The organism is Shewanella sp. CAL98-MNA-CIBAN-0140 (genome assembly GCF_040309905.1).
GTDB lineage: Bacteria > Pseudomonadota > Gammaproteobacteria > Enterobacterales > Shewanellaceae > Shewanella > Shewanella psychromarinicola.
Genome location: NZ_JBEOPI010000011.1, coordinates 74,178 through 99,249, shown reverse-complemented (window position 1 = coordinate 99,249; position 25,072 = coordinate 74,178). Strand labels below are relative to the sequence as shown.

Genomic DNA, 25,072 nt, shown 5'->3' with positions numbered 1-25,072 from the left:
ATTGGAACAGTGTTAAATATGCTCAGGGATATCACTCAAGCTGTTGCCAGAGCAAGCAGCCTTGAAAGTGCATTAAATATATTAGTGTCACAAACTCGATTAGCAATGGAGACCCATTGCTGTTCTATTTATATCCTTGAAAAACAAAATCTTGTCTTATCGGCCACTGAAGGGTTACAACAATCTGCTGTGGGCAGAGTCAGCATGCCAATATCAGAAGGCTTAGTCGGCTTAGTTGCAGAACGTGAAGAAGCTATCAATCTCGCTGATGCACGTATTCATCCTCGTTTTAAATTATTTCCCGAAGCAGCAGAAGAAGAATATCGCGCATTTTTGGCTGTGCCGATTATTTTTCAAAAACAGCTTGTCGGCGTTATTGTCGTACAGCAACCTGAAGCCCGTCAGTTCAGTGAAAGCGAAGAAGCATTTTTAATGACCTTAGCCGCTCAACTCGCAGTGATTGTGCGCAGTTTGAAGCACAAAGCGTCAAATACCAGTGTACAACAACAAGTTGTTTTCAGTGGTATTAATGCATCTAGTGGTATTGCGATTGCTCATGGCCTGGTATTAGGTGGTGTTATTTCATTGGAACAAGCCGAGGTGGCTTGTGCCAATATTGATGTTGAGATTCAGCGCTTAAAGTCGGCTATGCAGCGTTGTAAAGACATCCTGTCGTCAATTTCGCAACGATTCGAACAAGAAAAATCGGCTGATGTTGCGTCTATTTTTACCGCATTTCAGTTACTGTTGGATGATTCTAGCCTTGGTGGCGAATATGCCCGTGAAGTCGCTTTAGGTTGGCAGGCTGAGTCTGCAGTAAGCCGGGTTTCATTACGCTATATCCAACAGTTTCTAGAGATGGAAGATCCTTATCTAAAAGAACGCGCAAGCGATATTCGCGAACTTGGGCAAAAGCTACTACGACAGCTTATAGAGCCAGGCAGGTTAGTATTAGAGCCTGAAAAACCGGTAATTTTAGTCGCCAAAGAGGTGGATGCCACTTTACTGGCTGAGTTTCCTCGTCAAAAGCTGGCGGGTATTGTTACTGAGCGTGGTGGCGTTAATGCCCATGCGGCCATTTTAGCGCGTGCGCTGGGTGTACCAGCCATTGTTGGTGTTGATGATGTTTTATCAGTAGATATTGATCAAAAGCTATTAGTTCTGAATGCCAATCGTGGTCAGTTATTGGTGTCGCCATCGCCTGCAGTGATTGAAGAGTACCAACTACTGATCGATGCAGATGTCGAAAAGCAAAAACAATTTTCTGCGGAGTTGAGTCTACCTTCTGTAACCACAGATGGTGAGCGGATACATTTATATCTCAATGCTGGACTATTGAGTGGTATTGATTCTGAAATCGCTGAATGTGCTGATGGTATTGGGCTGTATCGAACCGAAATCCCCTTTATGTTGCATCAACGCTTTCCAAGCGAAAGAGAGCAAATCAATGTATATCGTCAAGTATTAAGTGCAGCAGGTGATAGACCTGTTGTGATGCGTACTTTGGATGTAGGCGGCGATAAACCGTTGCCGTATTTTCCGATTAAAGAAGACAATCCGTTTTTAGGTTGGCGTGGTATTCGTTTATCTCTTGATCATCCTGAGTTATTTTTAGTGCAATTGCGTGCGATGTTGCAAGCCGCTGGCAATGGCAATCAATTGAAAATATTACTGCCAATGGTCAGTAATCTCGATGAAATAGATCAAACATTAAGTTATTTAGAGCAAGCGTTTACTGAACTAAACCAAGAATTAAATACCCGTTTGGTTAGGCCTCAAGTCGGCGTTATGCTTGAAGTACCCGCATTATTGTATCAGTTGCAAGATGTGGCGAAGCGGGTCGACTTCGTATCGGTTGGCAGTAACGATTTAACCCAATATTTACTGGCCGTCGATCGTAATAATCCTAGTGTGAGTTCACTATTTGATAGCTATCATCCTGGTATTCTTCGAGCCCTTAAACGAGCCGTCGATGAGTGTAAACAGTATGACTTGGATGTGAGTGTTTGTGGCGAACTTGCTGGTGAGCCTTATGGTGCATTACTTTTGGTGGCAATGGGTTATAACAAACTCAGTATGAACCAGGGCAGCTTAGCCAGAATAAATTTTTTACTTAGACGAGTATCAAAACAAGAATTAACTGAGTTGTTGGAGTCTATTTTACAACAGTCAACGGGTAACCAGGTTCGAGGGTTATTAGCACATTTCTTGCGAAAACATGATTTATCAGATTTAGTTAACATAGATTAGTCATACGATTGGAGCGGGTTGGGAAATGCTTAGATGATCTTTCGTATGGTTGATAATATAGTCAAACGTCATTTTTAAGGATGTCATCGTGGATAGTTTGCTGCAGGTATTTTTAATTTGCCTTGTTTTAGGTTCCGTAGTGGGTTTTTTAGCTGGGTTGTTAGGTATTGGTGGCGGGTTAATTATTGTGCCTGCACTCTTGTACATTTTGCCCTCAGTCGGGATCGATTCGACACAAATCACTCATGTTGCTATCGCTACATCACTGGCATCAATTATTTTAACCTCAATGTCTTCAGCTGCTGCGCATCACAAACGCGGTAATATACCTTGGGAATTGTTTAAGCCTATTTTCCCTGGCATTGTTATTGGATCGTTAGCATCGGCATTTGTTTCTGAACAAATTGCATCGGATGATTTACAACAGACTTTCGCTATTTTTGTCGTGTTAATGGCAGCACAAATGGCGTTTCCGTTTAAAGTCAAAACAGGTGGCAGTCTGCCTAGTTTTGCCGTGTTATTAACCATCTCAACGGCGATCGCGTTAATTGCTGGCTTAATGGGCATTGGTGGTGGGGTATTACTGGTGCCATTCTTGAGCTATTGCGGTTTACAAATGCGCCAAGCTGTGGGGTTTTCATCGGCTACCGGAATGCTTATCGCGGTATCCGGTACCATTGGCTATATCATTGCGGGCTTTGATGTCCCCAATTTACCTGAGGGTTCGGTAGGGTTTATTTATCTACCGGCATTAATCGGGATTATTATTAGCTCAATGCTGTGTGCGCCTATGGGCGTAAAAGCGGCAAGCACTTGGCCAACACCAGTATTGAAAAAGATCTTTGCTGGTTTGTTAGTCGTAGTGGGATTGAAACTGTTATTGAGTTAACCTCAGTCAGGTTATAGACACGCCTTTGTTCAAGTATTTGAGCAAAGGCGTTTTTTTATTAATTAATAACGCCGTTATTACACCGCGAAAGGATACTTAATGGCGTCGTGATGCTCGTAACCTTCAACGCTAAAATCAGCTAAGGTCACCCAGGTTTCAATGTCTTTTAGGGTTTTAATCTTTGGATTAATTATCAACTTAGGAGAGGCAAAGGGCTCACGTTTAAGCTGAATATCCCGCATTGAGACAAGTTGATCTTCGTAAATATGAGCGTTAACAATTTTATGGTATGCCTTACCGGGCTTATGACCCGTTATTTGGGCCATTAAAGCCAACAATACATAGACTTGTACCATGTTGAAATTCAATCCTAGAGGGACATCACAGCTTCTCTGGGTACTATTGAGATACAGGGTATCACCGAGTAATGAAAAGTGATGCTCGTACATGCATGGACGCAAGCAACCTAGGTCAAATGCGCCTGGGTGAAAGAAGGTTAAAATCTCAGCGCGATTGTCTATGCCATTAGTTAAATCATCGACGATTTGTTGCAGTAAATCGACGTGGCCACCATCATGTTTTGGAAATGCACGTCCTAAAGCGCCATAAATGAGCCCCATATCGTCGGGCCCTTTGCGGTTTGGGTTATCTAGCCAAGCTTGGTTTAGATTGGCATTGGCATCCCATGTTTTAGTGCCTAATGCTCTAAAATCGGCAGCATTTTGATAACCGCGTAAATAACCAAGGACCTCTGCGATGGCCGATTTCCAGAAGCTTTTACGTGTGGTGACTAACGGAAATTGATTGTTTGCAACATCATAAACGAGATCTGCATTTATCACGGTTAAGCATTTTTTGTTAGTGCGAGCATTATTGACCCATTCGCCTTCATCGACAATACGCTGGCACAGATCTAGATATTGTTTCATGTATTTAAATCCTTTTCTCTTTTCGAGATTATACCCAAATGATGGTTAATTAACACGACCTAATCTGTAGATAACGCGTTAATCAGAATTAAGCATCACCATGTCAGCATTACTTACAATAAGACGGGAAACCGTCTTATTGCAGCTTGTTACCTCGGTAATTCCGAGGTAACATCAAGAAAGAATCGATTATTATTGTTTGAGTTTTCTCTATAGACTGAGCGATTGTTTTTTAGGAGTGTTATATGGAACGTACAATTAAAAACTTCTTAAGCCAAGAGTCTGCTGGTGGCATTTTATTAATGATCGCAGTGGCATTGGCGATGATTTTCGCCAATTCACCTTTAGCTGACGTATATCAAGGTTTCTTAGGCACAGAAGTACAGCTTCGAGTAGGTGATCTTGACATCGATAAGCCACTTTTACTGTGGATTAACGATGGCTTGATGGCATTATTCTTTTTATTAATCGGCTTAGAAGTGAAGCGCGAACTACTTGAAGGGGCGTTGTCGAGTGTGGCAAAGGCATCCTTACCCGGCATTGCTGCTATCGGTGGCATGGTATTTCCGGCATTATTTTACTTGGCATTTAACTACTCTAACCCCGATACTCAGATCGGATGGGCTATTCCTGCTGCCACAGATATCGCCTTTGCTCTAGGTATTATGGCATTACTTGGCAGCCGAGTTCCGGTGGCGTTAAAAGTGTTTTTGTTGGCGCTGGCAATTATTGATGATCTCGGGGTGATTGTGATTATTGCGCTGTTTTACAGTACTGATTTATCCATGCTAAGTTTGATTATTGCCGCGGTGTCGATTGTGCTTATGATCGCACTGAACAGAAAAGGGGTCAGTTCGATCCTGCCTTACGGTTTACTTGGTTTTATTTTATGGGTTGCGGTATTGAAATCTGGAGTACATGCGACATTGGCCGGCGTAATTATTGCGTTTTGTATTCCACTTCGTGCTAAAGATGGTTCATCTCCTTCTGAGTCGCTAGAGCATAGCTTACACCCATGGAGCACCTTTATGATCCTGCCTGTGTTTGCTTTTGCTAATGCTGGTTTGTCATTAACGAATATGTCATTGAGTTCATTTGCGGAACCTATTACGCTAGGGATCATCATTGGTCTGTTGTTAGGTAAGCCTGCTGGGGTGCTTTTATTTAGTTATTTAGCGGTAAAACTGAAACTCGCTGAGTTACCTCCGGGAATTGGCTGGAGACACATTACGCCTGTTGCCGTTATGTGTGGGATCGGATTTACCATGTCGGTGTTTATTGCTTCCTTAGCATTTGAACATTCACCTGCTGCATTTGGTGACTATGCAAGGTTAGGGATTTTAACTGGGTCATTATTTGCGGCGGTGATTGGTTATTTTTGGTTGGCTAAGGTACTGCCTAAAAAGGAGAGTTATCATGAAAAAAGTGACTGTAATATCGGGTCTGTTTGTGACCATGATGTCGATGCCAACATTGGCTGATTCATTTAACGTGTGTCAGCAATCACCAGAATCATTAACCTGTCAAAGTTATCTTGAAGGTGTGGTTGATGGGGCATTAATGTATCGCAATGATGCGACCGCAAATCGAATTGATCCCAATGATTATGCCTCCAGAGCATTAAAGTTTCGGGCAGGGAAACGTTATCAAAAAGCGTATTTAAATTATTGTTCCAGCCATGTTCCGGTGAAGTCAGAAATCGTTTCGGCATTAGCGGAACAAGTCTCACTGAACAATGTTACTAACAGTGACGAACTGGAGTCAGTGATTAACAGCTTATTAGATTGTCGCCCTAGCCAACAGTAAGGTTTATGTATTGAACAATACGCCGCATAGACACTGCGTATTGTTCAATATTATTTTTAATCAATCATATTTGGTTGTAGTGATTTTGTTAGGTTATTTATTACTATGCAGCATTTAAATTATAACCATTTATATTATTTTTGGATGGTGCAAAAGAAAGGCTCTGTGACTAAAGCCGCTGAAGTATTATGCCTTGCTCCTCAGACGATTACGGGTCAGATACGCTCATTGGAACAAAGATTGAAAGGGGCGGTTTTTAAACGTGTAGGACGTAACTTGGAGGCCACTGAACTGGGCGAGTTAGTCTTTCGTTATGCCGATAAGATGTTTAGCCTTAGCTATGAAATGCTCGATATCCTTAATTATCAAAAAGATAATTCATTGTTGTTCGAGGTAGGGATTGCTGATGCATTGTCTAAGGCCTTAGTGAGTCGAGTGTTGTTAACCGTTATTCCTAACGATGGTTCGGTAAATTTAGCGTGTTATGAATCAACTCACGATAGCCTTATTGAGCGTTTACGTGAGCATAAACTGGATATGATTTTATCGGATTGTGCTGGCGCTTCATTGAAGTTTCCTGAGATTTTGTCGAAAAAACTAGGTGAGTGCGGTGTGAGCTTCTTCTCTGCTGAACCTATCTCATTACCGTTTCCTGATTGTCTTGAACAGCGAAAATTACTGATCCCGGGTAAACGAACGTCATTGGGACAACAATTACATGGTTGGTTCGCCGAAAAAAATCTTAATGTGAGTATTTTAGGCGAGTTTGACGATGCAGAAATGATGAAAGCTTTCGGTTATTTTAATCGAGGTATTTTTGTTGCGCCGTCTATTTATCGTCATGATATACTGTCACAAGGTATGGTATTACTTGGTGAAACAACCGATATAAAAGAAGAATACCATGTGATGTTCGCCGAGCGAATGATCCAACATCCGGCGGTAAAGTCATTGCTGGCAACGGATTTTAGTGATCTATTTGCTGGACGAGATCAGTCCATAAAAGATTTAGGCAACCGTATAACTAGCTTGTGATATTGACATCAGGAGATTTGTGTTGGAATTAATGAATATAGCGCGTGTACGCTGGGCATGTCGTCGCGGAATGTTAGAATTAGATGTGTTGCTTCAACCTTTTATTGAAGCCCAATATGAAGCAATGACAGACGAAAATAAAAATACTTTTATTCGTTTATTAGAATGTGAAGATCCTGAATTATTTGCTTGGTTTATGGGGCATGAACAATGCCAAGATCCACTGCTAGCTGATATGATAGTCAAAGTCCGTGGAAGAGCAGCACCTTAACCCGCCGATTGACTCCTTGCTCAACACGAGCACTCAAATGCAACAATTTGCGTTGAGTGCTTCGTTTTTACAGCGTGGGGCGTTAATCGTCTCATTAGCGGTTGTGTTAAGCAGTTTTTTAGCTTGGCCCAGTTATCCCTCCCTGATATACCAAATTATCCAAACGTTACTTTTTATTGCCACAATACTGATTTTCATTTTCGAATGGCGCAGAGTGTCTCGCTGGCGTTGCTTGTTGTCTCTGGGCAACAAACAGGCTGGCACCTTATTATATGGTGTTGAGGGTCAATCGGATAACGTCAAGCTTTGTAAAAAACCGTTTATTAGCCCATTACTGTGCATCATTTTTTTGCAGTACACTAAAACCGAAGAGCGTCGGCTATTGCTGGTGTGGAGTGATATGGTAGACGACACAGCATATCGTACTCTGTGTCGCCTGTTATTGAGCCAATAATTGAGCCATTCAGACTGGTTTAATCTTGATAGTGTTTAACGGCTTGGCTGCAATATTGTCGGTTTAGGATTATCGATTTGATCAGGATAATCTGCGTTATAATGTAGGCCTCGACTTTCTTTTCGCTCCATTGCACATCGAATAATCAACTCCGCGACTTGGACTAAATTACGCAGTTCTAATAGATTATTGCTGACTCGGAAGTTTGAATAATATTCTTCAATTTCTTGCTGAAGCATCAAACATCTTCTTAGTGCCCGCTCTAAACGTTTGTCTGTGCGCACTATGCCAACGTAATCCCACATAAAGAGCCGCAGCTCGTGCCAGTTATGGGCAATAACCACTTCTTCATCAGAGTTAGTCACCTGACTTTCATCCCACATCGGTATTGGACTAGGCATAGGAATCTTATGTAACAGACCTTCGATATCTTGTGATGCTGCACGGGCAAAGACTAAACACTCCAGTAATGAATTACTCGCCAGTCTATTGGCACCATGTAAGCCGGTGTAAGCCACCTCACCAATGGCATATAAGCCATTAATATCAGTTTGACCATGAAGATCCGTCATTACGCCGCCGCAGGTATAGTGTGCCGCTGGCACGGCAGGAATAGGATCTTTGGTAATATCGATTCCGAATGTTAGACAACGCTGATGGATGGTCGGGAAGTGCTTAATGATAAAGTCCGCCGGTTTGTGGCTTATGTCTAAATAGACACAGTCAGATCCTAAGCGTTTCATTTCATAATCAATGGCGCGGGCGACAATATCGCGAGGGGCGAGTTCACCTCGTTCGTCAAAGTCAGGCATAAAACGACTGCCATCAGGGCGACGTAAATACGCACCTTCACCGCGTAACGCTTCTGATAATAGGAAGTTTCGGGCGTTGGGGTGAAATAAACATGTCGGATGGAATTGATTAAATTCCATATTGGCGATGCGGCAACCCGCACGCCAGGCCATCGCAATACCATCACCGCTGGCAATATCGGGGTTAGAGGTGTATTGGTACACTTTTGAGCTGCCGCCAGTTGCTAACGCAACAAATTTTGCTCTGATGGTTTCAACATGTTCTTCATCACGATTCCATACATAAGCACCAAGCACCCTGTTACCTGGGCGAGCCAATTTGCGCGTGGTAATTAAGTCAATCGCATTGTAACGTTCTAGTACTTGTATGTTTGGGTGATCGATAGCTTGTTGTTGTAATGTAATTTGCACCGCTTTACCGGTGGCATCAGCAGCATGTAAAATGCGCCGGTGGCTATGTCCACCTTCACGGGTCAAGTGATAATGGGCTGTGCTATCGTCACCGGTAACGGTTTCTTCTTTATCAAATGCGACACCACAATTAATTAACCATTCCATTGCACTTTTTGCGTTTTCTGCGGTGTATGTCACTACAGATTTGTCGCATAATCCAGCTCCAGCGATTAAGGTGTCGTTTACATGTGATTCAATTGTGTCATCTTCATCAAAAACAGATGCAATTCCACCTTGGGCGTACAAGGTTGACCCTTCTGATAGTGGGCCTTTAGAAAGAAGAATTACTTTTGATTTTTCAGCAAGATGTAGTGCTAAAGTTAGTCCTGCAGCGCCGCTGCCGATGACCAAAATGTCAGATTGGTGTTCAACTGCTTGTTTCATCAGGTATCATGATATGGTTTAGTGGTTTGATCATAGTAAAACAAATTTCTTTAGCAGGGTACTTTTACAGCGTATTTTATTTGATTTTGCTTATATATTTTATTTATAAGTAAAATAAATTAACTTTTTTTAATTCAATATCGAACTTTCTTCATATCAGTAGGTCTATTTATATGAACAGGATTCGAGCGACTGAGTAATCAGTGTGACAGATTTAGGAGTAGTCAGCTCGGATGAGTGGACAATATAGTGATCAACAATTAGTTGAGCGAGTGCAGCAAGGCGATAAAAACGCATTTAACCTGCTAGTGCTGAAGTACCAAAATAAAGTGATGAGTTTAATTTCCAGATATGTGCGCAATCAAGCGGATGTTGCGGATGTGACACAAGAAGCCTTTATTAAAGCCTATAGAGCGTTAGCCAATTTTCGGGGTGAAAGTGCATTTTATACTTGGTTGTATCGCATTGCGGTAAACACTGCAAAAAACCATCTTACGTCGCAAGGGCGCAGAGCACCTGCAAACGATGTCGATATAGAAGATGCAGAATATTATGAAGGCAGTGATGCGTTAAAAGAGTTTGCATCACCAGAGCGATTACTAATGAAAGATCAAATGAGTAAAGTGATCTTTGATACGCTCGATACTCTGCCTGAAGAGTTAAAAATGGCCATATCGCTCAGAGAGCTAGAGGGAATGAGTTATGAAGATATTGCCAATATAATGGATTGTCCCGTCGGTACGGTAAGATCTCGAATCTTTCGTGCTCGAGAAGCAATCGACAAACAGCTCCAGCCTTTGCTGGAAAAGTAATAGCCTTAATCTTAGATAGGTGAATAATGCTTAAATCAAGTCAAGAGTGGGTATCTGCATCAGTTGATGGCGAAGTTGATGATAAAACATTGGCACAACTTTCTGCTGACGTTGATTCACATGATGAATGGCAACGCTATCACATGATAGGCGATGCAATGCGCGGTGAGACACCGGCAACCATTGACTTAGACCTTTTTGCTAGCATCGCAGCAGCAATTGAGCTTGAGCCAACAATTATAGCGCCTCAAGCCAAGCAGAGTGAATTAGCCGAGCAAGCTGGAACACAACAGCGAGCTGCATCGGGTTCAAACGTGGTACCATTTTTCAAACAGTTTGGCCAATATGCTATTGCTGCAACGGTTGCCATGGTTGCCATTGTTGGAGTACAAAACTATGATCAAAGTAATGATCCAGAGTCACCATTGCCAGTATTAATGACACGTCCTTTAGTGGGTAGTGTGTCTCCGGTAAGTTATCAAACTGGTGCAGTGAAAAATCAACAAAATTATTCTGATCAACAAGTGATAGAACAGCGTCGCCGTATTAATTCTTATATTCAAGATCACATGCTGCAACAACGTTTAAACCCAGGTGTTGCTGTTGATGATAATCGCGTGCAAGATGCTGCGGTAAATCCATAATCCATCGGCAGAAACCTTGTCTTACCATTTTAGGAGTTAGCTTGCGCCTTATCCTGCTAGCACTGTTAGTGTTAACCTTTCCAACACACGCTGAAGATGATTTATCTGCTAAAGCTTGGCTTAATAATATGAGCCAAGCAATGCGCGTTAAGCAATTTAAAACCTCTATTATTCAGCTACAAGCCGATCATATTCGTCCGCTTGTTTACATTCATGGCATTGTCGATAATAAAGAAATCGCATTACTTGAATACCTAAATGGCCCGCCTAAAAGTGCTGTTAGAGTGGGTAATACGGTTACGTTTATAGAACATGACCAATCGGCTTATAGCGTTCAAGCCCCTCGTATTCAGGGGATTTGGCCTGCTGCTTTAGCGGGAGACTTACACCAGCTCGAAAAAGGCTACCAATTTGTAAAAGGTGGCCGCGGACGTATTGCTGGACGCCCTGGGCAAATGATCCGTTTATTGGCTAATGATGATAATCGTTATGACGCTCAAGTGTGGATCGATATGGACACTTATCTGCCATTACGTTTTGATACCCTTAATAAAGACAAACAATTACTTGAACAAACCATGGTCATTGAGCTGATTGAATTAGCCGAGCCTGCGAAAATTTTAATTGAAGCCGCAAAGCAAGAGTGGCCAGCAGTAATGAACCAAGCGGAACGCACTGATGGCAAAAACTGGCAATTTACTTGGTTACCAGAAGGATTTGATGTCGTTGTTCGCGATCATCATCGGTTGATTGGTAGTCACGAGCCCGTTGAGTATGTTGCCTTAACAGACGGATTGGCTAATATTTCTGTTTATGTTGCGCGAGCGGGAGACAATCCAATGCCGAATGAATTACTTATTCGTAATGGGTTATCTATGGTCGTTGTTAAAGTCGGTACGCTTGAGGTGGTTGCTATTGGTAAAGTGCCTTCAGAGACCTTAGACAAAATTGCCAATAGTTTAGTGTTGAAATAAACCTTAGCTTATTGATTTGTAAGCCGTGACATGATGCTATTGTGTTGCGGCTTACGTGTTTTTATGATGAGCCATGAGCGATATAGCTTAGGCAATAACTGACTTAGCCAATGATGGTCATTGTGCTAAAATACCAACATATTTATTGGTCGAGTGTGTTAAATGAATAAGCATATATCTGAGTCATCTACTTCTTCAATGATGGAAGAAATTGCCCGCGTGGTTGATTATCAACAAGGCTGGGTCACAGTTGAAGTAGAATTAAAAAGTGCTTGTAATCATTGTGCCAGCAGTGAAAATTGCGGTACTTCAACCATCGCCAAGGCCTTTTCGGTTCATACTCAGCGTTTTTCATTACCCAGTGATAAACCTTGCCGTAGCGGTGATTTGCTTAAAATTGGCTTGCCTGAAAGTGTGATCATCAAGGCGGCTGCATTAGTCTATTTGTTGCCATTATTAGGCATGTTTCTATCGGCCATTATTGGGCATATGCTGGCCGCGGGTTTAGGGCTAAGTACCAATGGTTTTGCAATGGCTTTTGGGGCTTCAGGGGCGTTGGTAGCATGGTTTGTCGGCAAACACTTTGCTACCCAACTTGAAGCACTCGCTACGCCTGTGATCATCACCTATTTAGGCCAAGAAGTAGGGATTATTAGCGCGACTCGTTAGTCAGGGGTCATTAGTGATTGTTCATGAGATATTATGACGATATATTTTCGGTGCAGTTTGAATGATCATTAACGATAGGCATACTGCTCAATCGCACTAGCATTCTGCTCAATCGAACTAATTCTGCTCAATCGAACTAATTCTGCTCAATCGAACTAAGAGTATGCTGATCTAGCCATTAATCCCATCAAGAGATGCTTAAAAACTGCTTTTTATGACCAATAAATATACCCAAACAGATACTATTAATTAATCTGATTGGTATTACCCCCCTAATCAGGTACACTTTGTCACCTTAATTTTCATCATTTTAGTAGTAGTCATTGCAGCATAATGAAACACATTAGAAACTTCTCGATTATTGCCCATATCGACCATGGTAAATCAACTTTATCCGATCGCCTTATTCAGGTATGTGGCGGCTTAACTGACCGTGAAATGGCTGCACAGGTTTTAGATTCAATGGATCTAGAACGTGAGCGTGGCATTACGATTAAAGCCCAAAGTGTCACCCTAGATTACCATGCAAAAGATGGTAAAACTTATCTACTTAACTTCATTGATACACCTGGCCACGTAGACTTTTCTTATGAAGTTTCACGCTCTCTGGCTGCTTGTGAAGGTGCATTGTTAGTGGTTGATGCTGGTCAAGGCGTAGAAGCTCAGACATTAGCAAACTGCTATACCGCACTAGAGATGAATTTGGACGTTGTTCCAGTATTAAACAAAATTGACTTACCTCAGGCTGAACCTGACCGTGTCGCCGCTGAAATTGAAGATATTGTTGGTATTGCTGCCATCGATGCAGTGCGTTGCTCGGCAAAGACAGGGGTGGGTGTTGATTTAGTATTAGAAGAAATTATTGCCAAAATTCCACCTCCAGAGGGTGATGAGACTGCACCATTACAAGCGCTGATTGTCGACTCATGGTTTGATGCATATCAGGGTGTCGTGTCTTTAGTCCGTATTAAGAATGGCGTACTTAAGAAAGGTGACAAATTCAAAGTGATGTCCACAGGACAAAACTATAACGCCGATCGCATCGGGATTTTTACACCAAAAGAAAAAGACAAAACAGAGCTTCGTGCCGGTGAAGTGGGTTATGTGATTTCTGGTATTAAAGAAATTCATGGTGCGCCAGTGGGCGATACCTTGACCCATGCAAAAAATGGTGCAGATAAACCTCTACCTGGGTTTAAGCGCGTTAAGCCTCAGGTTTATGCCGGTGTATTCCCAATCTCTACCGATGAATATGAGAGCTTCCGCGATGCGTTGAATAAATTAAGTTTAAATGACGCATCACTGTTTTTTGAACCTGAAACATCCTCCGCGTTAGGTTTTGGTTTCCGTATCGGTTTCCTTGGTCTACTCCACATGGAGATTGTGCAGGAGCGCTTAGAGCGCGAATACGATCTCGATTTGATCACCACAGCTCCCACCGTAGTTTACGAAGTTATTATGAACAGTGGTGAAACTGTTTATGTTGATAATCCATCGGATTTACCTGCGCTGAACAACATCGAAGAAATTCGTGAACCGATTGTTGAAGCCAATATATTAGTGCCAAAAGAGTACTTAGGTAACGTGATTACCTTGTGTATTGAAAAGCGTGGTTCACAAACTAATATGGTATATCACGGTAATCAAGTGGCGGTTACTTATCACTTACCGATGGCTGAAGTGGTCATGGATTTCTTTGACCGTCTTAAGTCAACGAGTCGTGGTTATGCATCATTAGAGTATAACTTTATTCACTTTGAACCTGCGGACATGGTGCGATTAGATATTTTAATCAACAGCGATCGTGTTGATGCGTTAGCGATGATTATTCACCGCAGTAATATTCGTCATCGTGGTTTAGCTTTGGTTGATAAGATGAAAGAGCTGATCCCTCGACAAATGTTTGATATTGCGATTCAGGCCGCTGTTGGCAGTCAGATTATCGCTCGTTCAAGCATTAAAGCGTTGCGTAAAGACGTTACCGCTAAGTGTTATGGTGGCGACGTTTCGCGCAAGAAAAAACTGCTTAACAAGCAGAAAGAAGGTAAAAAACGCATGAAGCAAGTCGGTAACGTAGAGGTGCCACAAGAGGCATTTTTAGCGGTTCTGAAGCTAAATAATTAATAATAATTAATTAAGTTAATGTGCAGAATAACGCCGCGTATTGCGGCGTTATCGTTATTTTCACGATATATTATGTAACACTCAACTGGGTGAATGTTTGTACGTTTATCACCATACTTGATTGAGTTATTCTAAGCCTTGGCTCAAGCCATATGGATCCAACACACCCAGCAGGAGATAAATTAGTAATGGCAGCCTATTTTTCGCTTATTTTAGTGCTCGTAACCTTAGTCAGCGGTCTTATTTGGTTAATTGATGTGGTTTTTTTCGCGCCTAAACGCCGTGAAAATTTATTAGTTGCACATGCCAATTCGACGGAGTTGAGTGCCGATGCCATCGATAAAATCATTCGTGAACCTGTGCTAGTTGAAACTGCGCATTCTATTTTTCCGGTGATCGCGTTTGTGATGATTTTACGGTCATTTATTTATGAGCCATTTCAAATCCCATCGGGTTCTATGATGCCAACATTGTTGGTGGGGGATTTTATTCTGGTAGAGAAGTTTAGTTATGGGTTACGCGATCCAGTATGGCGCAGTAAACTCGTTGAAATTGGTGAGCCAGAACGCGGCGATGTTTTTGTCTTTAAATACCCAGAAAACCCAAAAATTGACTATATAAAGCGTGTAGTCGGATTGCCGGGTGACAAAATTATTTACCGTAATAAACAGTTAATGATCCAAGGTCCGTGTGACACAGGCATCGATTGCCCAGCACCAAGAGTCATTGCTCATACTGAAATTAATCGGGGTGAGTTTAGCCAGGATAATGTGCCGCTTATTCGGTTAAGTGAGCAATTAGGCGACGTTAAGCATGATATTTTGATGAACCCGTCACGTCCTGATTTTAGACAACACTTTTATCCTCAAGCTGGCCTTCCTGTGGGTGAGTTTTTGGTGCCTAAAGGCATGTATTTTGCGATGGGTGATAATCGCGATAACAGTACCGATAGTCGTTTTTGGGGCTTTGTACCGGAAGAAAATCTTGTCGGAAAAGCTGTCGCCATTTGGATTAGTTTTGAATTTGATAGTAAGCCGAGTGATTGGTTACCGACGTGGGTACCGACCGGCGTGCGTTTTGATAGAGTAGGTGGAATACATTGATGGAACCCATTAAAAATTTGCCGCGTTTGTGCCGTACTTTAGGTTATGAATTTAGTAATATTGAATTACTTATCCAAGCACTAACACATCGTAGCGCAGCAAATAAACATAATGAGCGTTTAGAGTTTTTAGGCGATTCGATTTTGTCGATAGCCATTTCAGATGCCTTGTATCATCAGTTTCCAAAGGCGACTGAAGGTGATTTAAGCCGCATGCGCGCCACCTTGGTTAAAGGTGACACGCTGACATTAATTGCCATAGAATTCAAACTGGGTGATTATTTGTATTTAGGCCCAGGTGAGCTCAAAAGTGGTGGCTTTAGACGCGAATCTATTTTAGCTGATGCAGTAGAAGCCATTATTGGTGCGGTCTACCTCGATGCTGATATTGAAGTTTGCCGTAAGCTATTACTATCATGGTATAAAGAGCGTTTAGCTGAGATAAAACCGGGTATTAATCAAAAAGATCCGAAGACAATTTTGCAAGAACACCTACAAGGTTTTAAAAAGCCATTACCTGATTACCAAGTTGTAGCGGTAGACGGTGAAGCTCATGACCAAACCTTTACGGTAGAATGTCGAATTAGTGAATTAGATAAAGTTGTCACTGGTGTGGCAAGTTCAAGAAGAAAAGCTGAGCAGCTTGCTGCAGCTCAGGTATTGGAGCTACTGAATAAATGATCAAGAAAACAGACTTGCCAGCAGGTGATAGCCAAGAACCTAGCTTAGATGAACTGCTGGCAAGGATGAACCAAGCAGCACCAATCGCCACGGCGAAATACGATGTGACCTATTGTGGCATGGTAGCCATTGTCGGTCGTCCTAATGTGGGAAAATCGACTCTTTTAAACAAGTTACTTGGCCAAAAAGTCAGTATCACGTCGAAAAAACCCCAAACGACTCGTCATCGTATTATGGGCATTCATACTAATGGCCCAAGTCAAATTGTATTTATTGATACCCCAGGCCTGCACATTGAAGAAAAACGCGCGATTAACCGCTTAATGAATCGTGCTGCTGCCAGTTCATTAGCCGATGTTGCTATGGTTATTTTTGTTGTGGATGGCATGACGTGGACTGCCGATGATGAGATGGTGTTACAAAAAATCCAACATCGTAATGATGATCGTAAAATCATCTTAGCCATTAATAAAGTTGATAATATTAAAGATAAAGAATCATTATTCCCTTATTTAACTGAATTGGCTAAAAAGTTTGATTTTGATGAGATTTTGCCAATATCAGCCACCAAAGGCACCAACGTGCAGCGCATTTTAGATATGGCACGAGAATCATTACCTGCAGCGCCATTTTACTTCCCTGAAGATTATGTGACTGATCGCTCGCAACGATTTATGGCATCAGAAATTGTCCGTGAAAAACTGATGCGTTTTCTAGGCGACGAACTGCCATATGATGCGACAGTAGAAATTGAACAGTTTAAAATGATGGAAAATGGTGTTTACCAAATCAACGCGTTGATTTTAGTTGAACGTGAAGGCCAAAAACGTATGGTCATTGGTAATAAAGGTGAGCGAATTCGGACTATTGCCACTCAAGCCCGACTCGACATGGAAAAATTATTTGATAATAAAGTGTTTCTTGAGGTATGGGTGAAAGTGAAATCTGGCTGGGCTGATGACGAACGCGCATTGAGAAGTCTAGGTTATGGCGAAGACTAAATCGTCTTTAGTATTTTTGATTATTTGCTTTTAGGCATGGCCACCATGAAACGTGGCTATGTGCTTCATCATCGTCAATTTCGAGAATCGAGCGTGATTGTTAATTTGCTGGTCGAGGGCGTTGGACGTGTCGATGCCATCACTCGAGTCGGTTCAGGTAAACGGTCGATTAAAAGTATTTTACAACCTTTTCAACCGCTAATAATCCAATTTAGTGCTCAATCGGAAGCCAGAAACCTAGGTTTAAAAACCATTACCCAAATTGAATCAGCAGCACCAGCTATACCTTTAAGTGGTAATAGTCTGTATTCTGGTTTTTATCTAAACGAGTTATTGGTTCGTCTATTATCGGTGGAACACCAAGCTGAAGGGTTATTTTTAGACTATCACCGTGCGTTACTGGCGTTAGCCAAACAGTTTTGCTCAAGTCACCTGCGTTATTTTGAAATGGCACTGTTATTAGAGCTAGGTGCATTGCCATCTCTTGCCCATGACACTCAAGGTGACTCATTAGATTGCCGTTGTCACTATCGGTTTATTGCACAAAGTGGTTTTATCCCTGTGGTAACAACCCAAGCGTCATCTTTTTCTCATGGCAAAGGCTGTTTATCTGGCTCAATGTTGCTAGCATTGGCATCGCAAGATTTACAACCTGAACAGTTTAATCAAGCCAAAGGGTTAATGCGGTATTTACTGACGCCATTGCTGGGTAATAAGCCACTATTAAGTAGGCAATTGTTCGCTAAGAAAGCCGATTAGTATAGAGAATTTCGTAAACTGAATACGCAAACCGAGCACGATCTCATTCGTGTCTAAACCTTGGTGAGCATATGTCGTTATTGTGTTATTTATTACCTTAAGGAGCTCGATGTGAGCGGAATACTGTTAGGCATTAACATCGATCATATCGCGACACTGCGTCAGGCTCGCGGTACTCACTACCCCGATCCGGTGCACGCCGCGGCAGTGGCAGAGCATGCTGGTGCAGATGGCATTACTATACATCTACGTGAGGACCGACGTCATATTCAAGATCGTGATGTGTATTTGTTAGCAAAAACATTGAAAACGCGAATGAACTTTGAGTTTGCTGTCACGGAAGAAATGATCGCCATTGCCTGTGATATAAAACCTGCTTACGCTTGTTTAGTGCCAGAGAAGCGTGCAGAGCTGACGACTGAAGGTGGTCTTGATGTTGCTGGTCAGTTAGAGAAGGTTAGTTTAGCCGTCATCCGTTTAGCCGCAGCAGGCATTAAAGTGTCATTGTTTATCGATGCTGATAAAAGCCAGATTGATGCCGCCGTTGCTTCTGGTGCACCCTATATCGAAATTCATACGGGTTGTTATGCAGATGCCAAAACCGATGCACAACAGGCTGTTGAATTAGCTCGTATCATCGAAATGGCAAAGTATGCCCATAGCCAAGGATTGGTCGTCAATGCCGGTCATGGTTTGCATTACCATAATGTTAAAGCGATTGCGGCAATACCAGAGCTTTATGAGCTTAATATTGGTCATGCTGTCATAGCAAGGGCGGCAATTGATGGCTTAGACACTGCCGTTAGAGACATGAAAGCATTGATGCAAGCTGGGCGTAGAGGCGAGTAATGGCCATTGTGGGAATTGGGACTGATATTGTTGAGATAGAGCGCATTCGCGAGCAACAAACTCGCTTGGGTGACAAACTGGCCAAAAGGGTGTTAACGCAAGCTGAGTTAGCTGTGTATTGCGCTTCTACATTACCGGAGCGTTACCTTGCTAAGCGTTTTGCTGCTAAAGAAGCTGCTGCCAAAGCCTTAGGTACTGGGATTGGACGTGGCGTATCATTCCAGCATATTCACACCAGCAATGATGAATATGGTGCACCTTTGGTGACCTTCACTGAGGGGGCTGCCAAAAGGTTAGCTTTGTTAGGTGGTGTAAAAGGTCACTTGTCTATTGCTGATGAAAAACATTATGCCATCGCAACCGTCATTTTAGAGTCAGCTGATTAGCGCCATCGGCTGACTAACTATCGTTAACAATGAACCGCCTAGAAATTAACCATTCCCATAGCTGCCATCCGCAGTAATCTTAGTCAATCTTCAGCCCTAAATCTTCAGTGTTAAATCTTCAGTCTCAAATCTTCAGGGATAAATCTAAGCCTGCATCAAGGTTAAGCGACAAATGTTTTATGATGTTATTTACTCAGTAAATAAGCTAAATTAACATTAGTATCGAATAGGGACATTTATATGAGCTTGGATATTCGTGATAATCATAAAGATATGGAGCAATGATGAAATCGGCAGTAGAACAACTTTCAACTTATAAAAGTGTGCACTTAAACCCACAAAATATAAAGACGCATTTTGTTGGTGTGCCGATGATTGTTTGGTCGGCATTTCTAATGCTGGGGACACTTCGCTTTGCATGGCAAGATTATCAAGTCAGTCTAGCGATGATATTAGCTGTGGTGGTGTTGTGCTACTACATGGCGCTTCACATGCGCTTAGCACTTGGTCTAGTCTTGTTTATTTTGCCGGTGTTATATACCACCGAGCAGGTTGTTCATACTTCACACCCATTTATGATTGCCATGGGTATTTTTGTGATCGGTTGGATTATTCAGTTCATTGGCCATAAGTTTGAAAAAGCTAAGCCTGCTTTTATGGATGATCTCAATCAACTACTGATAGGACCATTTTTCTTGATGGCAGAATTGTATTTTATGCTAGGTTTGGAAAAAGAGTTAGCCGCCGAAATAACCCCAATAGCACATGAAAAACGCCGTGCGTTGGAGGCTAAACGTCATCCTTAGCGATGAGGCATTAACCGCAATAAAAAAGGCGCATGCTGCGCCTTTTTTATAAGTGATAACCTATTCGTTATCATCAATGAGCTGTAAATTACTCGGTAACACTCTGACTGTTTTAATCATATTATCCGCAACATCGATGACATCTATTTGATAATCAACTATGCGTAAACTAGTATTTGCTACTGGGATCTCTTCGAGGAATTCAATAATCAGACCGTTTAAGGTTTTGGGACCATCAATCGGCAAGTTCCATTTCATTTCTTTATTAAGATCACGAATGTTAATCGTGGCATCAATGATGAAACTACCATCTTGCTGGATATTAATGTCTTCACTGGCAGTGCTAAGCATCGAGGTTGTAAAGTCACCGACAATCTCTTCCAGAATATCTTCCAAGGTTACTAAACCCTGAATATCACCGTATTCATCGACAACAAGCCCAATGCGTTCTTTATTTTGTTGGAAATTAGTCAATTGTACGTTTAGTGGTGTGCCTTCAGGAATAAAGTACAATTCTTTGACCGCACGTAATAATGATGACTTGCTGAATTGTTCTTTTGATTGCAAGCGCAATGCATCACGTAAATGAATAAATCCTACAGCATCATCAATATTGTCTCGATACACCAGTACTCTGGTGTGCGGACTTTGCACCACTTGCTTATTAATCAACTTAAAATCGTCATTGACGTTAATGGCATAAATATCTGAGCGTGAAATCATAATGTCTTCGACAGTGACTTTTTCTAAATCTAAAATCGACAGTAACATTTCTTGGTGACGCTGTGGGATGAGCGCGCCGGCCTCATGCACAACGGTGCGCAGTTCTTCTTGGCTTAATGCATCATTTGTTTTGACGGTTTTTATACCCATCAAACGTAAAAATATCGTAGTAATTAGGTTGATTGCCTTCACTAATGGTGACAGCAAGATTAATAACCAACCTAATAGAATGCTCGAGGGGAATGCAATACGTTCAGGGTGCAAAGCGGCAAATGTTTTGGGTGTCACTTCAGCAAACACCAGTATCACAAGGGTCAATACACCGGTTGCAATCGCAACGCCCATATCGCCAAATAAACGCATTCCAATAATCGTTGCTATTGCCGATGCCAGAATATTAACCAGGTTATTACCGATGAGAATGAGCCCGATGAGTCGGTCAGGGCGATCAAGCATTTTTAACGCACGAATCGCGCCTTTGTGTCCATTAGCCGCAAGGTGTCGTAAGCGGTAACGGTTGAGGCTCATCATTGCAGTTTCCGAGCCGGAAAAGTATGCAGACATTACGATTAAAACCAAAAGGAATATAAGGAGTGCGCTGGTAGATATAGCGTCCAAAAAAGGGGCCCCATGAAGTGGTGTGAAATTGACCAACAGGCCGAATTGTCATTAATTTAACGGCCATTATTTATTATTGGCCGTTAGTGTCAAGTTATCTTGTTAATCTATCAATACAATAGAATAAGTTAATGAACTTATAAACGGTTAAAATTAGTTTAATATCAACTCTTTAACAATTCTCGCACCAAAATAAGCCAGTGAAAGTAAGCTAGCGCCAGAGAGACTATATATCACTGCGGTACGGATTCTACAGCCAACAGTATATTGTTGCCACAACATAATCGCGTAAACGATCCAAGCGATCATGGATAATATGGCCTTATGCCCTTTACCGTCGCCAAACATATCGTCTAAAAATATAAACCCAGTCACGAGTGACAAGCTCAATAAAATAAATCCAATAATGATGAGATGGTAAAGCTGTTTTTCTACCGTCATTAATGGCGGCATTGCAGGGCTCATCATCATCTGCTTTTTCTTAAGTTTATTTTGGATTAACCACAGTTGAATGGCGTACATTGCCGCTATCATCAAAGCACTGTAAGCCATGAGTGATAAAATAATATGAGCCAGAATTTCAGGGTGCAAATCAAAATGAATAATATATTGCGGTGGTAGTAACCATAAAAGCGCTACCGATAAAATTGAGCAGGCGTAAACAACGGGTACAACAATGATGACTTTAAGTTTCGGCATCGTAATGGTAAACGTTAATGCAATAATCCAGTTAACCAATGAAATCACATTGGTTAAACTAAAATTTTGTCCATCGACGGTAAAAATTGCATTTGAAAGTGCAAAACCATGCATGATAACGGCAATACCAGAAGCCACCATGACAGCTTTACGATTCGGCCCTTTTACGTGAAAAAGTCGGCTCGTCACTAAAACTAACGCTAAGCAGTAAAAAAGCATAGCTGCCGCTGAAAAAATAACCATTTAGAATCAACCTATCATAGTAGTTAATGCTGAAAAACTGCGCCCTGATGGTTGAACAATACTACCAAAGCATCACATTTTCATTATTTGTATTAGATTAACATGATCATGGCCTAATATGGCAGTGACCTAAGACGCAAAATTTAACAGTTTCCTGCCTTTAGGGGCAATTAATTTACGTAAAGTTGATTAGTGTTTAAGTTCTTCGTGTTGCAAGTATCGTAATTTAGAGTGGCTTGGGTATAATGGGCTCAATTATTGATATGCTTAAAGAGCCGCCAATGTTTGAAAATTTATCTGACAGACTGTCAAGCACACTAAAAAACATTAGTGGCCGTGGTCGCTTAACAGAAGACAACATTAAAGAAACCCTGCGTGAAGTGCGTATGGCGCTGCTTGAGGCGGATGTCGCTTTGCCTGTTGTCAGGGATTTTGTTAACAGCGTAAAAGAACGCGCTGTAGGACAAGAGGTGTCAAAAAGCTTAAGCCCAGGGCAAGCTTTTATCAAAATTGTTCAAAACGAACTTGAAAAAGCCATGGGCGAGTCGAATGAAGCCCTCGACTTAGCGGCAATACCACCGGCTGTGATCATGATGGCGGGTCTTCAAGGCGCGGGTAAAACAACGTCGGTTGCCAAATTAGGTAAGTTTTTACGCACACGTCATAAGAAATCTGTACTTGTGGTGAGTGCTGACGTTTATCGTCCAGCGGCGATTAAACAGCTTGAAACATTAGCCGCAGAGGTTGAGGTTGAGTTCTTTCCGTCTGATGTTAGCCAAAAACCCGTTGATATTGCTAAAGCAGCAATAAGCTATGCAAAATTAAAATTCATTGATGTGGTGATTGTCGATACAGCGGGTCGTCTGCATGTTGATGAAGCCATGATGGATGAGATCAAGCAGCTGCATGCCACTGTCAATCCTGTTGAGACGCTATTCGTCGTTGATGCAATGACGGGGCAAGACGCGGCCAATACGGCTAAAGTATTCAATGAAACGTTGCCTTTAACGGGTGTCATCTTGACCAAAGTTGATGGCGACGCTCGTGGTGGTGCTGCGTTATCTATTCGCAGTATCACGGGTAAACCGATTAAATTTCTGGGTGTCGGTGAAAAAACCGATGAATTAGAACCTTTCCATCCTGACCGAATTGCTTCACGCATTTTAGGTATGGGTGATGTACTGTCTTTAATTGAAGAAGTTGAACGTGGCGTCGATAAAGACAAAGCGATGAAGTTGGCTTCAAAAGTGAAATCAGGTGGCAGTTTCGACTTAGAAGATTTTCGTGAGCAATTACAGCAAATGAAAAACATGGGCGGAATGATGAACATGATTGAGAAACTTCCTGGTGTGGGGCAATTACCACCAGAGGCATTGGCTCAAGTTCAAGACGGTAAGATGACTGGACAAATGGAAGCCATCATTAATTCGATGACATTTAAAGAACGTAAAAATCCAGATTTGATTAAAGGATCTCGTAAACGTAGAATCGCCTTAGGTTCTGGGACTCAAATTCAAGATGTAAACCGCTTGTTGAAGCAATTTACCCAAATGCAGAAAATGATGAAAAAAATGTCTGCAAAAGGTGGAATGAAGAAGATGATGCGCGGAATGAGCGGAATGTTACCTCCAGGAATGAAGTTACCTGGTCGATAATATCAGCATCTTTCAAGTACAAAATTAGTTAATCTTAAATTCAATCAGTAGGTTAGGTTATGCTGTTGACTTTATTGCAACAAAACTGGTGAGTTAAAAAACATCAGATTTGGTTGCATTAGTTCAAAAGTCAGGTAAAATCTTCCCGCTTTCTTTCTGGAACTCTTCGCGAACACGGAGTTCCAGTTTTTATTTTTGCTTCTGGCAAATCATTAGAGGAATAAAACGCATGGTCACCATTCGTTTGGCTCGTGGCGGCGCAAAAAAGCGTCCATTTTATAATATCGTTGTTGCTGATAGCCGCAATGCTCGTGACGGTCGTTTCATCGAACGTGTAGGTTTCTTCAATCCATTGGCTCGTGGCCAAGAAGAAACGTTACGTTTAGATCTTGATCGTGTTGAGCACTGGGTTGCTACTGGCGCTGCAACATCTGAGCGTGTTGCAAAACTGATTAAAGACGCGCGTAAAGCTACTGCTTAATCGCGTATAAGGTATAGATAGATGAGTAGTAACCAAGAACTCGTTGTACTGGGTAAATTAGGCTCCAGTCATGGTATTAAAGGTTGGCTAAAAATCACTTCCTATACCGATTCTGTTGAAGGTATTTTCGATTATTCGCCTTGGCTAATAAAAGAACAAGGCGTTTGGCGTGAAGTTAAGGTCGCTCAGTGGCGTTTTCAAGGTAAAGCTGTTGTGGCTGAACTTGAAGGTGTCGCTACCAGAGAAGATGCGCAAATGCTCACAAATTGTGAAATTGCGATCAACCCTGAGCAAATGAAAGAACTCGATGATAGTGAATTCTATCATCGTGATCTTATTGGCTGCGAAGTGACCAATATAAACGGCTATAACATGGGTATTGTTGAGCAGATCGTGGAAACAGGATCAAACGACGTATTACTGGTTAAAGCTAATGCCAAAGATGCCTTCGGCAAAGCGGAACGTATGATCCCCTTTGTCCCTGAGCAGTTCATCAAACAGGTGGATCTGCAAGGGAAACAGATTTTAGTGGATTGGGATCCTGACTTCTAAGTCGAGGTACA

Annotated in this window: 26 protein-coding genes; 22 read left to right on the top strand and 4 right to left on the bottom strand. The window is 41.9% G+C overall.

Annotated elements, in window-relative coordinates; all coding sequences use genetic code 11:
* The first annotated feature begins 9 nt into the window (after positions 1–9).
* Both ptsP and AAEY93_RS07955 read left to right on the top strand, forming a co-directional pair.
* Positions 10–2,250, top strand: a complete 2,241-nt coding sequence (ptsP, locus tag AAEY93_RS07960; RefSeq protein ID WP_124012245.1) for a phosphoenolpyruvate--protein phosphotransferase — start codon at positions 10–12, stop codon at positions 2,248–2,250.
* A gap of 88 nt (positions 2,251–2,338) precedes the next feature.
* Positions 2,339–3,139, top strand: coding sequence for a sulfite exporter TauE/SafE family protein (locus AAEY93_RS07955; RefSeq protein ID WP_124012244.1), 801 nt, complete (start codon positions 2,339–2,341; stop codon positions 3,137–3,139).
* Positions 3,140–3,216: 77 nt separating this feature from the next.
* On the opposite strand, the gene AAEY93_RS07950 is transcribed toward AAEY93_RS07955, so the two are convergent.
* Positions 3,217–4,068 (bottom strand): thymidylate synthase, encoded by an 852-nt coding sequence (locus tag AAEY93_RS07950; RefSeq protein WP_101034524.1) that lies wholly within the window; start codon positions 4,066–4,068, stop codon positions 3,217–3,219.
* A gap of 245 nt (positions 4,069–4,313) precedes the next feature.
* Between AAEY93_RS07950 and nhaA the strand changes: the two genes are divergently transcribed.
* The 5 genes from nhaA (at position 4,314) to AAEY93_RS07925 (ending at position 7,634) form a co-directional block, all read left to right on the top strand.
* Positions 4,314–5,549: a Na+/H+ antiporter NhaA gene (gene nhaA / locus AAEY93_RS07945; protein WP_124012243.1), complete on the top strand. Its 1,236-nt coding sequence runs from the start codon at positions 4,314–4,316 to the stop codon at positions 5,547–5,549.
* Positions 5,485–5,874 (top strand): hypothetical protein, encoded by a 390-nt coding sequence (locus AAEY93_RS07940; protein WP_124012242.1) that lies wholly within the window; start codon positions 5,485–5,487, stop codon positions 5,872–5,874. Before nhaA ends, AAEY93_RS07940 begins: the two co-directional genes overlap by 65 nt.
* 105 nt (positions 5,875–5,979) lie before the next feature.
* The gene (gene nhaR, locus AAEY93_RS07935; RefSeq protein ID WP_124012241.1) at positions 5,980–6,909 is read left to right on the top strand and encodes a transcriptional activator NhaR; all 930 of its coding nucleotides are present in this window, start codon (positions 5,980–5,982) and stop codon (positions 6,907–6,909) included.
* A gap of 22 nt (positions 6,910–6,931) precedes the next feature.
* The gene (locus tag AAEY93_RS07930) at positions 6,932–7,180 is read left to right on the top strand and encodes an FAD assembly factor SdhE (protein WP_101034528.1); all 249 of its coding nucleotides are present in this window, start codon (positions 6,932–6,934) and stop codon (positions 7,178–7,180) included.
* Between the two features lie 37 nt (positions 7,181–7,217).
* Positions 7,218–7,634: a protein YgfX gene (locus tag AAEY93_RS07925; RefSeq protein WP_124012240.1), complete on the top strand. Its 417-nt coding sequence runs from the start codon at positions 7,218–7,220 to the stop codon at positions 7,632–7,634.
* Between the two features lie 35 nt (positions 7,635–7,669).
* Here the strand turns inward: AAEY93_RS07925 and nadB are convergent, their stop codons facing one another.
* On the bottom strand, positions 7,670–9,283 hold the full coding sequence (nadB, locus tag AAEY93_RS07920) for an L-aspartate oxidase (protein WP_124012239.1): 1,614 nt from the start codon (positions 9,281–9,283) through the stop codon (positions 7,670–7,672).
* A gap of 233 nt (positions 9,284–9,516) precedes the next feature.
* Between nadB and rpoE the strand changes: the two genes are divergently transcribed.
* From rpoE to AAEY93_RS07860, 12 genes are all read left to right on the top strand, one after another.
* Positions 9,517–10,095 carry an RNA polymerase sigma factor RpoE gene (gene rpoE, locus AAEY93_RS07915; protein WP_011638383.1) on the top strand — a complete coding sequence of 193 codons (579 nt, stop codon included), beginning with the start codon at positions 9,517–9,519 and terminating at the stop codon, positions 10,093–10,095.
* A gap of 26 nt (positions 10,096–10,121) precedes the next feature.
* On the top strand, positions 10,122–10,739 hold the full coding sequence (locus tag AAEY93_RS07910; RefSeq protein ID WP_124012238.1) for a sigma-E factor negative regulatory protein: 618 nt from the start codon (positions 10,122–10,124) through the stop codon (positions 10,737–10,739).
* A gap of 41 nt (positions 10,740–10,780) precedes the next feature.
* Positions 10,781–11,713 carry a MucB/RseB C-terminal domain-containing protein gene (locus AAEY93_RS07905; protein ID WP_124012237.1) on the top strand — a complete coding sequence of 311 codons (933 nt, stop codon included), beginning with the start codon at positions 10,781–10,783 and terminating at the stop codon, positions 11,711–11,713.
* A 198-nt stretch (positions 11,714–11,911) separates the two neighbouring features.
* Positions 11,912–12,382, top strand: a complete 471-nt coding sequence (locus AAEY93_RS07900; protein WP_164839552.1) for a SoxR reducing system RseC family protein — start codon at positions 11,912–11,914, stop codon at positions 12,380–12,382.
* A 333-nt stretch (positions 12,383–12,715) separates the two neighbouring features.
* Entirely contained in the window at positions 12,716–14,506 is a 1,791-nt protein-coding gene (lepA, locus tag AAEY93_RS07895) for a translation elongation factor 4 (protein ID WP_101034534.1), read from the top strand.
* Positions 14,507–14,694: 188 nt separating this feature from the next.
* Positions 14,695–15,609 (top strand): signal peptidase I, encoded by a 915-nt coding sequence (gene lepB, locus AAEY93_RS07890; RefSeq protein ID WP_124012664.1) that lies wholly within the window; start codon positions 14,695–14,697, stop codon positions 15,607–15,609.
* Positions 15,609–16,289: a ribonuclease III gene (rnc, locus tag AAEY93_RS07885; protein ID WP_124012235.1), complete on the top strand. Its 681-nt coding sequence runs from the start codon at positions 15,609–15,611 to the stop codon at positions 16,287–16,289. Before lepB ends, rnc begins: the two co-directional genes overlap by 1 nt.
* Positions 16,286–17,290, top strand: a complete 1,005-nt coding sequence (gene era / locus AAEY93_RS07880) for a GTPase Era (RefSeq protein ID WP_351075957.1) — start codon at positions 16,286–16,288, stop codon at positions 17,288–17,290. Before rnc ends, era begins: the two co-directional genes overlap by 4 nt.
* A gap of 45 nt (positions 17,291–17,335) precedes the next feature.
* Positions 17,336–18,049, top strand: coding sequence for a DNA repair protein RecO (gene recO, locus AAEY93_RS07875; protein WP_164839450.1), 714 nt, complete (start codon positions 17,336–17,338; stop codon positions 18,047–18,049).
* A 111-nt stretch (positions 18,050–18,160) separates the two neighbouring features.
* Positions 18,161–18,898, top strand: a complete 738-nt coding sequence (gene pdxJ / locus AAEY93_RS07870) for a pyridoxine 5'-phosphate synthase (protein ID WP_101034537.1) — start codon at positions 18,161–18,163, stop codon at positions 18,896–18,898.
* The gene (gene acpS, locus AAEY93_RS07865; protein ID WP_124012232.1) at positions 18,898–19,284 is read left to right on the top strand and encodes a holo-ACP synthase; all 387 of its coding nucleotides are present in this window, start codon (positions 18,898–18,900) and stop codon (positions 19,282–19,284) included. Before pdxJ ends, acpS begins: the two co-directional genes overlap by 1 nt.
* A gap of 284 nt (positions 19,285–19,568) precedes the next feature.
* Positions 19,569–20,090, top strand: coding sequence for an Mpo1 family 2-hydroxy fatty acid dioxygenase (locus tag AAEY93_RS07860; RefSeq protein ID WP_351075992.1), 522 nt, complete (start codon positions 19,569–19,571; stop codon positions 20,088–20,090).
* Between the two features lie 60 nt (positions 20,091–20,150).
* Here AAEY93_RS07860 and AAEY93_RS07855 read toward each other — a convergent pair whose 3' ends face one another.
* Positions 20,151–21,431: an HlyC/CorC family transporter gene (locus AAEY93_RS07855; protein WP_101034540.1), complete on the bottom strand. Its 1,281-nt coding sequence runs from the start codon at positions 21,429–21,431 to the stop codon at positions 20,151–20,153.
* 153 nt (positions 21,432–21,584) lie between these two features.
* Positions 21,585–22,373, bottom strand: coding sequence for a cytochrome C assembly family protein (locus AAEY93_RS07850; RefSeq protein WP_101034541.1), 789 nt, complete (start codon positions 22,371–22,373; stop codon positions 21,585–21,587).
* Positions 22,374–22,654: 281 nt separating this feature from the next.
* Between AAEY93_RS07850 and ffh the strand changes: the two genes are divergently transcribed.
* The 3 genes from ffh (at position 22,655) to rimM (ending at position 25,061) form a co-directional block, all read left to right on the top strand.
* Positions 22,655–24,028, top strand: a complete 1,374-nt coding sequence (gene ffh / locus AAEY93_RS07845) for a signal recognition particle protein (protein WP_124012231.1) — start codon at positions 22,655–22,657, stop codon at positions 24,026–24,028.
* Between the two features lie 229 nt (positions 24,029–24,257).
* Positions 24,258–24,509, top strand: coding sequence for a 30S ribosomal protein S16 (rpsP, locus tag AAEY93_RS07840; protein WP_101034542.1), 252 nt, complete (start codon positions 24,258–24,260; stop codon positions 24,507–24,509).
* A 21-nt stretch (positions 24,510–24,530) separates the two neighbouring features.
* Positions 24,531–25,061 (top strand): ribosome maturation factor RimM, encoded by a 531-nt coding sequence (gene rimM, locus AAEY93_RS07835; protein WP_101034543.1) that lies wholly within the window; start codon positions 24,531–24,533, stop codon positions 25,059–25,061.
* Positions 25,062–25,072 lie beyond the last annotated feature (11 nt).

What these genes read in the sequence shown, in the direction of transcription:
- AAEY93_RS07950 (WP_101034524.1), bottom strand. Translation starts at nt 4,068, where the DNA reads ATGAAACAATATCTAGATCTGTGCCAGCGTATTGTCGATGAAGGCGAA.
- nhaA (WP_124012243.1), top strand. Translation starts at nt 4,314, where the DNA reads ATGGAACGTACAATTAAAAACTTCTTAAGCCAAGAGTCTGCTGGTGGC.
- AAEY93_RS07940 (WP_124012242.1), top strand. Translation starts at nt 5,485, where the DNA reads ATGAAAAAAGTGACTGTAATATCGGGTCTGTTTGTGACCATGATGTCG.
- nhaR (WP_124012241.1), top strand. Translation starts at nt 5,980, where the DNA reads ATGCAGCATTTAAATTATAACCATTTATATTATTTTTGGATGGTGCAA.
- AAEY93_RS07925 (WP_124012240.1), top strand. Translation starts at nt 7,218, where the DNA reads ATGCAACAATTTGCGTTGAGTGCTTCGTTTTTACAGCGTGGGGCGTTA.
- nadB (WP_124012239.1), bottom strand. Translation starts at nt 9,283, where the DNA reads ATGAAACAAGCAGTTGAACACCAATCTGACATTTTGGTCATCGGCAGC.
- rpoE (WP_011638383.1), top strand. Translation starts at nt 9,517, where the DNA reads ATGAGTGGACAATATAGTGATCAACAATTAGTTGAGCGAGTGCAGCAA.
- AAEY93_RS07910 (WP_124012238.1), top strand. Translation starts at nt 10,122, where the DNA reads ATGCTTAAATCAAGTCAAGAGTGGGTATCTGCATCAGTTGATGGCGAA.
- AAEY93_RS07900 (WP_164839552.1), top strand. Translation starts at nt 11,912, where the DNA reads ATGATGGAAGAAATTGCCCGCGTGGTTGATTATCAACAAGGCTGGGTC.
- lepA (WP_101034534.1), top strand. Translation starts at nt 12,716, where the DNA reads ATGAAACACATTAGAAACTTCTCGATTATTGCCCATATCGACCATGGT.
- lepB (WP_124012664.1), top strand. Translation starts at nt 14,695, where the DNA reads ATGGCAGCCTATTTTTCGCTTATTTTAGTGCTCGTAACCTTAGTCAGC.
- rnc (WP_124012235.1), top strand. Translation starts at nt 15,609, where the DNA reads ATGGAACCCATTAAAAATTTGCCGCGTTTGTGCCGTACTTTAGGTTAT.
- era (WP_351075957.1), top strand. Translation starts at nt 16,286, where the DNA reads ATGATCAAGAAAACAGACTTGCCAGCAGGTGATAGCCAAGAACCTAGC.
- recO (WP_164839450.1), top strand. Translation starts at nt 17,336, where the DNA reads ATGAAACGTGGCTATGTGCTTCATCATCGTCAATTTCGAGAATCGAGC.
- acpS (WP_124012232.1), top strand. Translation starts at nt 18,898, where the DNA reads ATGGCCATTGTGGGAATTGGGACTGATATTGTTGAGATAGAGCGCATT.
- AAEY93_RS07860 (WP_351075992.1), top strand. Translation starts at nt 19,569, where the DNA reads ATGAAATCGGCAGTAGAACAACTTTCAACTTATAAAAGTGTGCACTTA.
- AAEY93_RS07850 (WP_101034541.1), bottom strand. Translation starts at nt 22,373, where the DNA reads ATGGTTATTTTTTCAGCGGCAGCTATGCTTTTTTACTGCTTAGCGTTA.
- ffh (WP_124012231.1), top strand. Translation starts at nt 22,655, where the DNA reads ATGTTTGAAAATTTATCTGACAGACTGTCAAGCACACTAAAAAACATT.
- rpsP (WP_101034542.1), top strand. Translation starts at nt 24,258, where the DNA reads ATGGTCACCATTCGTTTGGCTCGTGGCGGCGCAAAAAAGCGTCCATTT.
- rimM (WP_101034543.1), top strand. Translation starts at nt 24,531, where the DNA reads ATGAGTAGTAACCAAGAACTCGTTGTACTGGGTAAATTAGGCTCCAGT.